At 60.1% G+C, this 12,516-nt stretch carries 9 protein-coding genes; 4 read left to right on the forward strand and 5 right to left on the reverse strand.

Features of this window, described 5'->3' with window-relative positions:
- Positions 1 to 97: 97 nt before the first annotated feature.
- Positions 98 to 313: a ribosome modulation factor gene (rmf, locus tag ODQ19_RS06965; RefSeq protein WP_002553055.1), complete on the reverse strand. Its 216-nt coding sequence runs from the start codon at positions 311 to 313 to the stop codon at positions 98 to 100.
- 532 nt (positions 314 to 845) lie between these two features.
- On the opposite strand from rmf, the gene rlmKL reads away from it, so the two are divergent.
- Positions 846 to 3,110, forward strand: a complete 2,265-nt coding sequence (gene rlmKL, locus ODQ19_RS06970) for a bifunctional 23S rRNA (guanine(2069)-N(7))-methyltransferase RlmK/23S rRNA (guanine(2445)-N(2))-methyltransferase RlmL (RefSeq protein WP_330209662.1) — start codon at positions 846 to 848, stop codon at positions 3,108 to 3,110.
- Positions 3,111 to 3,334: 224 nt separating this feature from the next.
- On the forward strand, positions 3,335 to 5,746 hold the full coding sequence (locus tag ODQ19_RS06975) for a sensor domain-containing diguanylate cyclase (RefSeq protein WP_330209663.1): 2,412 nt from the start codon (positions 3,335 to 3,337) through the stop codon (positions 5,744 to 5,746).
- An 81-nt stretch (positions 5,747 to 5,827) separates the two neighbouring features.
- Here the strand turns inward: ODQ19_RS06975 and dacB are convergent, their stop codons facing one another.
- Complete coding sequence (gene dacB / locus ODQ19_RS06980) at positions 5,828 to 7,288, reverse strand: D-alanyl-D-alanine carboxypeptidase/D-alanyl-D-alanine endopeptidase (protein ID WP_116667065.1); 1,461 nt, start codon at positions 7,286 to 7,288, stop codon at positions 5,828 to 5,830.
- Between the two features lie 236 nt (positions 7,289 to 7,524).
- Here dacB and ODQ19_RS06985 point away from each other — a divergent pair, with 236 nt between their 5' ends.
- Positions 7,525 to 7,869 (forward strand): YggL family protein, encoded by a 345-nt coding sequence (locus tag ODQ19_RS06985; protein ID WP_003193255.1) that lies wholly within the window; start codon positions 7,525 to 7,527, stop codon positions 7,867 to 7,869.
- Positions 7,870 to 7,906: 37 nt separating this feature from the next.
- Here the strand turns inward: ODQ19_RS06985 and ODQ19_RS06990 are convergent, their stop codons facing one another.
- The gene (locus ODQ19_RS06990) at positions 7,907 to 9,097 is read right to left on the reverse strand and encodes a benzoate/H(+) symporter BenE family transporter (RefSeq protein ID WP_019820510.1); all 1,191 of its coding nucleotides are present in this window, start codon (positions 9,095 to 9,097) and stop codon (positions 7,907 to 7,909) included.
- Between the two features lie 328 nt (positions 9,098 to 9,425).
- Between ODQ19_RS06990 and ODQ19_RS07000 the strand changes: the two genes are divergently transcribed.
- A complete protein-coding gene (locus tag ODQ19_RS07000) occupies positions 9,426 to 10,190 on the forward strand; it encodes a GntR family transcriptional regulator (RefSeq protein ID WP_116667064.1) in 765 nt (254 codons plus the stop codon).
- Between the two features lie 153 nt (positions 10,191 to 10,343).
- Here ODQ19_RS07000 and guaD read toward each other — a convergent pair whose 3' ends face one another.
- Both guaD and xdhC read right to left on the reverse strand, forming a co-directional pair.
- Positions 10,344 to 11,648 (reverse strand): guanine deaminase, encoded by a 1,305-nt coding sequence (guaD, locus tag ODQ19_RS07005; RefSeq protein WP_330209664.1) that lies wholly within the window; start codon positions 11,646 to 11,648, stop codon positions 10,344 to 10,346.
- Between the two features lie 12 nt (positions 11,649 to 11,660).
- The gene (gene xdhC / locus ODQ19_RS07010; protein ID WP_330209665.1) at positions 11,661 to 12,500 is read right to left on the reverse strand and encodes a xanthine dehydrogenase accessory protein XdhC; all 840 of its coding nucleotides are present in this window, start codon (positions 12,498 to 12,500) and stop codon (positions 11,661 to 11,663) included.
- Positions 12,501 to 12,516 lie beyond the last annotated feature (16 nt).

Raw genomic sequence — 12,516 nt, forward strand, 5'->3', positions numbered from 1 at the left:
AAGGAGCCCCTGGGCCGAAGCCCGCCGCCCGGATGGGGCGTGCGTGGTTAAGTCGCTACAAATTCAAAGATGTGTGTGTCGCAATTAAATCCCCTGATTAGCCGACGGCGTGAAGTTCGTTGAGTCTGTGGATGCCCGCAGTGCCAGTCATACCGTCCCAGTTGTCGCCGCGTCCTTCTCGCCAGCCGTTGATCCAGGCTTGGCGTACCGACGGTAGAGTAAATGGGCAAAGCTCACGGGATTTTCCATGAACGCCATATTGATATCCGCGTAAAAATGCTCTTTCCAACGGATCACGCTTAAGTCTTCTCATAGGGTGTTTCCCTCACTTGTTGACTGTCTAGATATCCTTCGGCCTTGTCCAAGGCCGGGCAGAGTTTTTCTGCCGTTGGTGGGCTCGCTGCCGGCGTGGCGAGCCAATGTGTTGGCACCGTTACGGCGCCAACCTGTGTTGAGTTCTAACCAATAGGTCACATGTATTCAATGATCGTTTTGTCATAAGCACGTAACGATAGCGATGCTATAGCCATAAGCTGGGCTGGTTATTCGCCCCTTTTATAGGGCAAAGCCAGCTATGATGTGCCCTGTAAAGAGGAAAGGTTTAATTCCTTAGTGAGAATGCCCGCCTATTGCAGTCGGTTATTATTCGACGAAGGGTCGGAATATTTCTTTTTGTTGCGCAACATTCTTCTTCTGCCTCGCCAATAAAGGCTCAAGAGCCCACCAGACGGGGTGGAACGGCACATTCGTGCCACGCGAGCACTCTTCGAGAAAAGTGCTTGATTGAAAACCGAACCGGCGATGCGTCGCCGGTTCACTTATTGCTGAAAAGCCTGGAATGCCCCATGTCGGACCGTTTTGAACTCTTCCTCACCTGCCCCAAGGGCCTCGAAGGCCTGCTGATCGAGGAAGCCGTCGGGCTTGGCCTTGAGGAAGCCCGCGAGCACACCTCGGCCGTGCGCGGCATGGCCGACATGGAAACCGCTTACCGCTTGTGCCTCTGGTCGCGCCTGGCCAACCGCGTGTTGCTGGTACTCAAGCGTTTCCCGATGAAAGACGCCGAGGATCTTTACCACGGCGTGCTGGACATCGAATGGGCTGACCACATGGTCCCCGACGGTACCCTCGCGGTGGAGTTCAGCGGGCACGGCTCGGGCATCGACAACACCCACTTCGGCGCGCTGAAGGTCAAGGATGCGATCGTCGACAAACTGCGCACCCCGACCGGCGAACGTCCGTCCATCGACAAGATCAACCCTGACCTGCGCATTCACCTGCGCCTGGACCGTGGCGAAGCCATCCTGTCCCTGGACCTTTCCGGTCACAGCCTGCACCAGCGCGGCTACCGCCTGCAGCAGGGTGCGGCACCCCTGAAGGAAAACCTGGCGGCGGCGATCCTGATCCGCGCCGGCTGGCCGCGCATTGCTGCTGAAGGCGGCGCGCTGACAGACCCGATGTGCGGTGTGGGTACCTTTCTGGTCGAGGGCGCGATGATCGCCGCCGACATGGCCCCCAACCTCAATCGTGAATTGTGGGGGTTCACCACCTGGCTGGGCCACGTCCCGGCGCTGTGGAAAAAACTGCACGCAGAAGCCACTGAGCGTGCCGCTATCGGCATGAACAAGCCGCCGTTGTGGGTACGTGGCTATGAAGCCGACCCACGCTTGATCCAGCCTGCGCGCAATAATATCGAGCGCGCCGGGCTGAGCCATTGGATCAAGGTGTACCAGGGTGAAGTCGGCACTTTTGAGCCGCGTCCGGACCAGAACCAGAAAGGCCTGGTCATCTGCAACCCACCTTATGGCGAGCGCCTGGGTGATGAAGCCAGCCTGTTGTACCTCTACCAGAACCTCGGCGAGCGCCTGCGCCAGGCCTGCATGGGCTGGGAAGCGGCGGTGTTTACCGGCGCGCCGGACCTGGGCAAGCGCATGGGTATCCGTAGCCACAAACAGTATTCGTTCTGGAACGGCGCATTGCCGTGCAAGTTGCTGCTGATCAAGGTCAACCCGGATCAGTTCGTCACTGGCGAACGCCGCACTCCTGAACAGCGCCAGGCCGAACGTGAGCAAGCGGCTTACGACCAGGCCCCGAGCGAGCCGGCAGAGCGTCAGTACAACAAGAACGGCAACCCGATCAAGCCCGCCCCGACCCCCGTGGTGGAGCAGGCGCGCTTGAGCGAAGGCGGGCAGATGTTTGCCAACCGCCTGCAGAAGAACCTCAAGCTGCTGGGCAAATGGGCCAAGCGCGAAGGGGTGGATTGCTACCGTGTGTATGACGCCGATATGCCTGAGTACTCCATGGCGATCGACCTGTACCACGATTGGGTGCACGTGCAGGAATACGCGGCGCCTAAATCCATCGACCCGGAAAAAGCCTCGGCCCGCATGTTCGATGCCCTGGCGGCAATTCCCCAGGCACTGAACGTCGACAAGAGCCGTGTGGTGGTCAAGCGTCGTGAACGTCAGAGCGGCACCAAGCAATACGAGCGTCAGAGTGCCCAAGGCAAATTCACCGAGGTCAGTGAAGGCGGCGTTAAGTTGCTGGTCAACCTCACCGACTACCTGGACACCGGCCTGTTCCTCGACCATCGCCCGATGCGCATGCGCATCCAGAAGGAAGCGGCGGGTAAGCGCTTCCTCAATCTGTATTGCTACACCGCCACAGCCAGTGTGCATGCTGCCAAGGGCGGCGCACGCAGCACCACCAGCGTCGACCTGTCCAAGACCTACCTGGACTGGGCGCGTCGCAATTTCTCCCTCAACGGCTTCTCCGACAAGAACCGCCTGGAACAGGGAGACGTGATGGCGTGGCTGGAAGCGAGCCGCGATGAATTCGACATGATTTTCATCGACCCGCCGACCTTCTCCAACTCCAAGCGCATGGAAGGCATCTTCGACGTGCAGCGTGACCATGTGCAGTTGCTCGACCTGGCCATGGCGCGCCTGGCACCGGGTGGCGTGCTGTACTTCTCCAACAACTTCCGCAAGTTCCAGCTGGAAGACAACCTCAGCGAACGCTATGCGGTCGAGGAAATCAGCGACAAGACCATCGACCCGGATTTTGCGCGCAATGCCAAGATCCACCGCGCCTGGAAAATCACCGCACGCTGATTTTCCCCTGTAGGAGCGAGCTTCTGTGGCGAGGGAGCTTGCTCCCGCTGGGCTGCGCAGCGGCCCCGGAAAATTGCCGGCGCTTCGCACCCGAGCGGGAGCAAGCTCCCTCGCCACAATAAGTCCGTTGACGGTTTTGCACTGGTCAAACCCGTGACCGATGGCTATAACTTAAGCCCTAGCCAAAGTGACACCCCCGCACACTGGCGCTGTGAGTGTTGCCTATGCCGATGCAAGCCGTTCGCCCGAAAATCCTTGGTTTTATCAGTGAGCAGGCATCGGCTTGGCTGGTGGCATTGGTGGTGTTACTGGTCGGTAGCGCGCTGACGGTGGTCGTCGCGTGGGCGGCTTCTGACCTGTATCAGCAACAGGTGCGCCAGCGGTTCCAGTTGCTGGTCAACGAACGCTACAGCCGCATCCAGGAACGTTTTGAAGACCAAGAGCAACGCCTGGGCAGCCTGCAGCGTTTCTTCGTCAATTCCGGCGAGGTGTCCCGCGCCGAGTTCGACGGTTTCGCCAAACCGCTGTTGTTGCATGCCCGTGCCTATGCCTGGGCACCACGCATATTTCGCACGCAGCGCAGCTTGTTTGAGCAGGACATTTCTCGCCAGCGTGGCATTCCCTTCAGTATCCGCGAACTCAATACCTCCGGTGAATTGGCGTCAGCGGCCGAGCGCGATGAATACGTACCGGTACTGTACAGCCAGACGCAAAGTTTGCTGGGCTCGCCGCTGGGCTTTGATCTGCTGGCCCAGCCCCTGCGCCGTTCAGCGCTGGAGCGTGCGCAACAAAGCGGCCAGCTGGCGGTGTCACAACCTATGCAATTGGTGGGGGTGGAGCCCGCTTATGCGGCAGGCGTTTTGTTGGTGGCGCCCGTGAGCAAAGTCGCAGATGCCGAGCCTTATGGCTTTGTGATGGCGGTTATCAGCATGCGCCAGCTGGTGGCCGAGGGGTTGCCCAGGTCCAACCGGGACAACCTGGTGATGCAGATCGTAGACACCTCCGACACCCAGCAACGGGTGTTGTATGCCTCCAGCAACGCCTTGGGCAGCAGTGGTTTGACGGCTGCGCGCCGCCTCACCCTGGGCGATCATGTCTACGCCCTGAGCCTGAGCGCCAGCGAAGTGTTCGACAGGGCCAACCATTCTTCGATGCACACCATTCTGGCGATGGGCGTGCTGCTCAGTGCCTTGCTCAGTGCGTTGCTCTATGTGTTAGTCAGCCAACGCCAGCGCGCACTGAAACTGGTGGAGCAGCGCACCCTGCAATTGCGCACCCGTGAGCAGGAGTTGCGTGGCGCCCATGGGCAACTGCGCAGTGTGCTGAATGCGGCGACTCAAGTGGCGATCATTGCCACTGACCTGCGCGGCGTGATCAACACCTTCAATGCTGGTGCCGAGCAGATGCTGGGCTTTACGGCCGAGGAGGTGCTGGGGCATATGACCTTGGACCGCCTGCACGTGGCCGTGGAACTCGACGCGCGCGCTGAACCGTTGAGCAGGGCGTTGGGCAAGCGTATTCCAGCGAGCCAGGCGATGCTGGTGGAGAGCCCGGACGGTCAACATGAAGGACGTGAGTGGACGCTGGTGCGCAAGGACGGCAGCCAACTGACGGTCAACATGTTGCCGACCGTCCTTTTGGATGACCATGGCCTGTGGGTCGGGCACTTGGCGATTTACCTGGATGTCACCGAGCAAAAGCGCGCCTATGAGGCCCTTGCGGTACGCGACCGCCTGCTGAAAAAACTCAGTGCCCATGTGCCGGGTGGGATCTTCCAGTTCACTTTGGAACCACAGGACAATTGGCGTTTCATCTATGCCAGCGAAGGCATGCGCGATATCTATGAAATCGAACTGGGCGTGCTGCAGCAGGATGCGGGCAAGGTGCTGGAGCGCATTCACCCTTCGGACCTGGAGCGAGTGCGTGCCTCCATACGCCTTTCTGCGTTGCAACTGAGCCATTGGCGCGAAGAGTACCGCGTGCAATTACCCCAGCGAGGCCTGCGCTGGATTCGCGGCGAAGCGACGCCAGAAGAGTTGCCGGGAGGCGGTACGCTTTGGCACGGTTATGTGTCGGACATTTCTGATCTCAAACGGGTCGAGGAAGAACTGCGTGCGCTGTCCATCACCGACTCCCTGACGGGGATCTATAACCGGCGCTATTTCCAGGATCGCCTCAAGGGTGAAATGCTCCGGCTCAACCGGACCTCTGGCGCGCTGTCGTTGATCATGCTCGATATCGACCACTTCAAGCGCATCAACGATCAGCACGGCCATGCCGTGGGCGACAGCGTGCTGCAGGAGTTGTGCAAGCGTATCGGCCAACGCGTGCGCCGCACCGATGTGTTTTGCCGGCTGGGCGGGGAGGAGTTCGTGGTGCTGTGCCCCAACACCAATGGCGCACAGGCCTACAGCCTGGCGATGCAGTTGTGGCAGTCGTTGCGTGATGCGTCGATGGAGCCGGTGGGGGTGGTTACCGCCAGCTTCGGCGTGGCCAGTTGGCGGGTTGACGAAGGCATCGATGGGTTGCTGCTGCGCGCTGATTCGGCGGTGTACGTGGCCAAACAGGCGGGCAGGGATCGGGTCGAGGAAGCCCTGATGCCTGTAGGAGCGAGCTTGCTCGCGAAAAAGCCATAGACGCCGCGTTTATTCAGGAAACACGCGTTATCGTTGACGTTTTTCGCGAGCAAGCTCGCTCCTACAGGGCAATGTGAAGCTTTAGAGAACCGGTGCGGCTGCAACGGCCTTCGGCTGGCGATACAGGTCCAGCAGCACCTGATCCAACACCGACGAGGCTCCCCAAGGCTTGGCGTCGTTGAGAATCGCCACCACCGCCCAGGTATTGCCATTGTTATCGCGGCTGTAACCGGCGATGGCGCGCACGGTGTTCAAGGTGCCGGTCTTCACATGGGCTTCGCCGCGCATGGCGGTGGTTTTCAGACGTTTACGCATGGTGCCGTCGGTGCCGGCGATCGGCATCGAGCTGATGTACTCCGCCGCATAAGGACTTTTCCATGCCGCTTGCAGCATGGCCGCCATTTCGCGGGCGCTGACCCGTTCGGCGCGGGACAGGCCGGAACCGTTCTCCATCACCAGGTGCGGCGCAGTGATACCTTTCTTGGCCAGCCACTGGCGCACGACGCGTTGCGCAGCCTTGGCATCGTCGCCATCGGCATCGTTGCGAAACTGCGCACCCAGGCTCAGGAACAACTGCTGGGCCATGGTGTTGTTACTGTATTTGTTGATGTCGCGGATGATTTCCGCCAGGTCCGGCGAGAAGGCTCGGGCCAGCACCTTGGCATCCTTGGGCACCGGAGCCTGGATATCACGGCCCTGGATGGTACCGCCCAACTCCTTCCAGATCGCCCGCACGGCGCCTGCGGTGTAGGTGGCGTGGTCGAGCAGCGACAGGTAAGTCTGCGAGCTGCAGCCATCACCCAGTTGGCCGCTGACGGTCACGGTCACGCTGCCGTCGGCGGCGGTCACCGGGCTGTAGCGCACGTCACCGGTGCACTGTTTGGCGTTGGTGACTTTTACCTGATTATCGATGCGGATGCTGGCAATCGGCGGCTCGACCGACACGATCACCCGCCCCGAATCATTGCGGGTCACGAAGCGCAGGGCCTTGAGGTTGACCAGCAAGGCGTCGGGCTTGACCAGGAACGGCTTGTTCTCATCGTTGCCGTCGTCGTTGAACTCGGGCAATTGCGGCTGGTTGAAGAAGTTGCGGTCCAGCACCAGGTCACCGGTGACTTGCTGTACGCCATTGGCACGCAGGTCGCGCATCAGCAGCCAGAGTTTTTCCATGTTCAGCTTCGGGTCGCCGCCGCCCTTGAGGTACAGGTTGCCACGCAACACGCCGCCGCTGAGGGTGCCATCGGTGTAGAACTCGGTCTTCCACTGATGGTTGGGGCCGAGCATTTCCAGGGCCGCGTAAGTGGTGACCAGCTTCATGGTGGAGGCCGGGTTCACCGAGACGTCGGCATTGAAAACCGTAGGGGTACCAGGGCCGTTCAGGGGCAGCATCACCAGGGACAGCGCGGTATTTTGCAGCTTGGCCTTCTGCAAGGCCTGCGCAACGCTGGGTGGCAGGGTGTTATTGACGGGAGCGGCGGAAACGGAAAAGGCCAGGGGCAAGACAACACTGGCAAGTAACACTGAACGCAAAGATTTGATCATAAGAAATAAAACCCTACTGCTGAGGAGGGTGAAAAAGGCGAGGGGTATGGAAGAAAATCCCTCATTGGTCACGAAAGTGTCGGCATTATGCCCCAAGCTGGCGCCACGTGTAGCTGAACGATAGCTGCTAATCGTGGTTTTTTTGCGCGCATTTGCCCGTCGGTCCCAGAGAGTCGGGCAATTGCCGCCTTAAACTGCTAAAGTGCCGCCCGTTAATACTTATGAGGATTGTTCCAATGGCGACTAACCGTTCCCAGCGTCTGCGCAAAAAACTGTGCGTTGATGAATTTCAAGAGCTGGGTTTCGAACTGAACCTGGACTTCAACGAAGGCCTGAGTGAAGAAGCTATCGACGCTTTCCTCGAAGCATTCATCAAAGAAGCCATGGAAGCCAACGGCCTGGGCTATGTTGGCGGCGATGACTACGGTCTGGTTTGCCTGCAAAAGCGTGGCTCGGTCTCCGAAGAGCAGCGTGCTGCGGTCGAAGCCTGGCTGAAAACCCGTTCCGAGCTGACCAAGGCTGAAGTCAGCCCGTTGCTGGACGTGTGGTATCCAGAAAAGCCGATCAACGCGGCTAAGTGATACTAAAAAAAACGGCGACCTGAGGGTCGCCGTTTTTTTATGCCTTGCGCCAATTCAATATCAGCAGCGTCAACACCCCCGCCACAATCCCCCAGAACGCCGACCCGATGGAAAACAACGTCAAGCCAGACGCGGTGACCATAAAGGTGATCAGCGCCGCTTCCCGTTCCTTCGGCTCATTCATGGCGATGCTCAAGCCATTGATGATCGAGCCAAACAACGCCAATGCCGCAATCGACAGCACCAGTTCCTTGGGCAGTGCCGCAAAGAGTGCCGCCAGCGTGGCGCCGAACACCCCGGCAATGCCGTAGAACACTCCGCACCACACCGCGGCGGTGTAGCGTTTGTTGCGGTCTTCATGGGCGTGGGGGCCGGTGCAGATCGCGGCGCTGATCGCCGCCAGGTTGATGCCGTGGGAGCCGAACGGTGCCAGCACCAACGACGCCAGGCCGGTGGTGGTGATCAATGGCGAAGCCGGCACGGTATAGCCGTCGGCGCGCAGTACGGCTACGCCGGGCATGTTCTGCGAGGTCATGGCCACCACGAACAGCGGAATGCCGATGCTGATGGTCGCCGCCAGCGAGAAGTGCGGCGTCGTCCATACGGGCGTAGCCACCTCCAGATGAAAACCGCTGAAGTCCAACAACCCCATCAGCCCTGACAAGGCGGTGCCGATGAGCAGGGCGGCCAGCACGGCATAGCGCGGCGACAGGCGCTTGATGATCAGGTAGGTGAAAAACATCCCCAGCACCAGCCCGGTACGGTGCTGGGCGGCGACGAAAATCTCGCTGCCGATCTTGAACAGGATCCCCGCCAGCAACGCCGCTGCCAGTGACGCCGGAATCCGCTTGACCAGTTTCTCAAAGCTGCCGGTCAACCCGCAGAGCGTCACCAGTACCGCACAGGTGATGTAGGCACCGATGGCCTCGCCATAGCTCACGCCGCCCAGGCTTGTGATCAACAGCGCCGCGCCAGGGGTGGACCAGGCGATGGTGATCGGTGTGCGATAGCGCAGGGACAGGCCGATGCTGCACACCGCCATGCCGATGGAAATCGCCCAGATCCACGAAGAAATCTGCGCGGTAGTCAAGCCGGCGGCCTGGCCGGCCTGGAACATCAGCACCAGGGAGCTGGTATAGCCGGTCATCATGGCGATAAAGCCAGCGACGACGGCCGACGCAGAAGTGTCGGCCAGTGGGCGCAAGGGCGCTTGGGTGGCGTCGGTCATGGAGCGATGATCCTTGTGTCAGGCTTTCTTGTAGGAGCGAGCTTGCTCGCGAAAAACGTCAACGATAACGCGGGCTACCTGAATAACCGTAGCGCTCTCAGGTTTTTCGCGAGCAAGCTCGCTCCTACAAAGAGGGCGTGGGAAATCGTGGAATCAAGCCTAAACTCAAACGTAACGAGTCATTGCAATACAGCCGGGGCCGCAAACAGCCGTACAGTGTGTTGGCGCAGTGGGTTGTGTACAATGTGCGCTGTTTTTAGGTGATACTTGCCAGCGACACGCTGTTGCCGTATTACCGTTAATTCGCCGTTCTCAAACCCGAGTGCCCATGAACGAACAGTTGCAACCTCTCAAGAAACAACCGCGAGCCGGCAAGGCCGGTCGCAGCGGAACCCAGGACGATATCGTCTATGCGCATATCTTCGAGGCGATCCTTGAACAACGCCTGGCGCCCGGAACCAAATTGAGTGAAGAGGCACTGGGCGAGATCTTCGGCGTGAGCCGCACCATCATTCGCCGCGCGCTGTCGCGTCTGGCTCATGAAAGCGTGGTACTGCTGCGGCCCAATCGCGGTGCGGTGGTTGCCAGCCCAAGCGTTGAAGAAGCACGCCAGGTGTTCATGGCGCGGCGCCTGGTGGAGCGGGCGATCACGGAGTTGGCGGTGCAGCACGCCACGGCCGAGCAGTTGGCCGAGTTGCGCCAGATGGTCAACGACGAGCGCGACAGCTTCTCGCGCGGTGACCGTGGCGCCGGTATCCGTCTCTCCGGCGAATTCCACTTGAAGCTGGCCGAAGCCGCAAAGAACGCGCCGCTGATCAGCTTCCAGCGCAGCCTGGTATCCCAGACGTCATTGATCATCGCCCAGTACGAAAGCGGCAACCGCTCGCACTGTTCCTACGATGAGCACACCCAGTTGATCGACGCGATCGAAGCACGGGATGCGGTGCTGGCGGTGAACTTGATGATGCATCACATGGATCATATCGACAGCAAGCTCAACCTCGATGAAGAGAGTGCGTCGGATGATTTGCATGCGGTGTTTTCGCATCTTTTACAGACTAAAAAACCTGGGCGCTCGTCTGTAAAGTTGTAAACCCAATCAAATGTGGGAGTGAGCTTGTGTGGGAGCTGGCTTGCCTGCGATAGCATCACCGCGGTGTAACTGACATACCGCGGTGCCTGCATCGCGGGCAAGCCCGGCTCCCACACAAGCCCCTCCCACATTGGTTTTGTGGTGTCTCTGAGATCAGCGCTGGTGCACCAGTTGCCCGGCTGCATAGGTCTGCAACACCGTCCGGTCATCCCCCAGCGTCATCAGCACAAACAACGTCTCGGCAATGTTATTGGCCTGTTTCAGGCGATAGCTCAGCAGTGGCGTGGCGTTGTAATCCAACACCAGGAAGTCTGCATCGGTGCCAGGCTGCAAGGTGCCGATCTTGTCTTCCAGGCGCAGCGCCCTTGCGCCGCCCAGGGTCGCCAGGTACAGCGACTTGAACGGGCTCAGCCGCGCACCTTGCAGTTGCATGACCTTGTAGGCTTCGTTCAGGGTTTGCAGCAGCGAGAAGCTGGTGCCGCCACCCACGTCGGTGCCCAGGCCCACGTTCAAGTTGTGTTTCTCGGCCATCGGCAGGTTGAACAGACCACTGCCGAGGAAGAGGTTCGAGGTCGGGCAGAACGCGACTGCCGAGCCGGTCTCTGCCAGCCGTGCGCATTCGTCGTCACACAGGTGTACGCCGTGGGCAAACACCGAGCGCTCGCCGAGCAGCTTGTAATGGTCGTAGACATCCAGATAGCCGTTGCGCTCCGGGAACAGCTCATTGACCCACTCGATTTCCTGCTTGTTCTCGCTGATGTGGGTCTGCATGTACAGGTCTGGGTATTCGCCCAGTAACTGACCGGCCAGCGTCAGTTGCTCCGGCGTGCTCGTAGGAGCAAAGCGTGGCGTCACCGCATAGTGCAGGCGCCCCTTGCCGTGCCAGCGTTCGATCAGCGCCTTGCTTTCCTGGTAGCCGGATTCGGCGGTGTCGGTCAGGTAATCCGGCGCGTTGCGGTCCATCATCACCTTGCCGGCAATCATGCGCAGGTCGAGTTTCTCGGCCGCTTCAAAGAATGCATTCACCGATTGCGGGTGCACGCTGCCGAACACCAGCGCCGTGGTGGTGCCGTTGCGCAGCAGTTCCTTGATGAAGATATCGGCGACTTCTTCAGCGTGAGCCTTGTCGGCAAACTGGCTTTCACAGGGGAAGGTGTAGGTGTTGAGCCAGTCCAGCAACTGTTCGCCATAGGCGCCGACCATACCGGTCTGCGGTAGGTGGATATGGGTGTCGATCAAGCCGGGGGTGATCAGCGCGTCTTTGTAATGGGTGATGTCGATATCGGCGGGCAGGCTCGGCAGCAGGTCGCTGGCGTGGCCAAGGGCGCTGATCTGGCCGTTGTCGATCACCAGCAGGCCGTCCTCGAAATATTCATAGGAGGCTTCGATCCCCACGATGGCAGGGTCGGCGATGCTGTGCAGGATGGCGGCACGGTAGGCTTTGCGAGTCAAAGGCATGATCGTCTCAATTCAGATAGCTTGGCTGCGGCGCGAAGCCGGCAGCAGTTTGGCAATAGGTTCGGCGCCGGCAAGGTGCTGGCCGAAACTGGCGTTATAGGTGGCGATGATTTCGCCGGCGATGGAGATGGCGATCTCCACCGGAAGCTTGCCCTTGACCTCGGGGAGGCCCATGGGGCAGCGCATGCGTTGTAATTGCGCGGCGTCAAAGCCACGGTCACGCAGGCGGTGCTCGAATTTGACCCGCTTGGTTTTCGAGCCGATCAGGCCGAAGTAGGCGAAGTCGTTGCGCTTGAGCAGGGCGGCGGTCAGTTCCAGGTCCAGCGCGTGGTTGTGGGTCATGACAATGCAGTAACTGCCTGCTGGCAAGTCGGCAATTTCGTCGACCGGCTCTTCGCTGACGATTTTACGCACGCCTTGGGGGATGTGCTCTGGGAATTCCTGCTCGCGGGAATCGATCCAGCGCACCCGACAAGGCAGGCTCGCCAGCAATGGCACCAACGCACGGCCGACGTGGCCGGCGCCAAACACGGCGATGTGCGCTTGCGCCTGGCCCATGGGCTCGAACAGCAGCACGGTGACGCCACCGCAGCACTGGCCCAGGCTTGCGCCGAGGCTGAAGCGCTCCAGATGGGTGTTTTGCTGGCCGCGTACCAGCATGTCCCGGGCGATCTGCATCGCCTTGTATTCCAGGTGCCCGCCGCCGATGGTGTCGAAGGCTTGCGCGGCGCTGATGACCATCTTGGAACCGGCGTTGCGCGGGGTTGAGCCGAGTTCTTCGATGATGGTGACGAGCACGCAGGGTTCGCCCTGGTTGTGCAGGGTGGCGAGGGCGCTGATCCAGTTGTCCATGTCTACCTCAACATTT

This window comes from Pseudomonas sp. AM4(2022) (genome assembly GCF_036346515.1).
Classification (GTDB): Bacteria; Pseudomonadota; Gammaproteobacteria; order Pseudomonadales; family Pseudomonadaceae; genus Aquipseudomonas; species Aquipseudomonas paracarnis.

Bases quoted from the DNA above. Each gene is read 5' to 3' on its own strand.
- rmf (WP_002553055.1), bottom strand. From the start codon at position 313: ATGAGAAGACTTAAGCGTGATCCGTTGGAAAGAGCATTTTTACGCGGA.
- ODQ19_RS07000 (WP_116667064.1), top strand. From the start codon at position 9,426: ATGAACGAACAGTTGCAACCTCTCAAGAAACAACCGCGAGCCGGCAAG.
- ODQ19_RS06985 (WP_003193255.1), top strand. From the start codon at position 7,525: ATGGCGACTAACCGTTCCCAGCGTCTGCGCAAAAAACTGTGCGTTGAT.
- dacB (WP_116667065.1), bottom strand. From the start codon at position 7,288: ATGATCAAATCTTTGCGTTCAGTGTTACTTGCCAGTGTTGTCTTGCCC.
- guaD (WP_330209664.1), bottom strand. From the start codon at position 11,648: ATGCCTTTGACTCGCAAAGCCTACCGTGCCGCCATCCTGCACAGCATC.
- ODQ19_RS06975 (WP_330209663.1), top strand. From the start codon at position 3,335: ATGCCGATGCAAGCCGTTCGCCCGAAAATCCTTGGTTTTATCAGTGAG.
- xdhC (WP_330209665.1), bottom strand. From the start codon at position 12,500: ATGGACAACTGGATCAGCGCCCTCGCCACCCTGCACAACCAGGGCGAA.
- ODQ19_RS06990 (WP_019820510.1), bottom strand. From the start codon at position 9,097: ATGACCGACGCCACCCAAGCGCCCTTGCGCCCACTGGCCGACACTTCT.
- rlmKL (WP_330209662.1), top strand. From the start codon at position 846: ATGTCGGACCGTTTTGAACTCTTCCTCACCTGCCCCAAGGGCCTCGAA.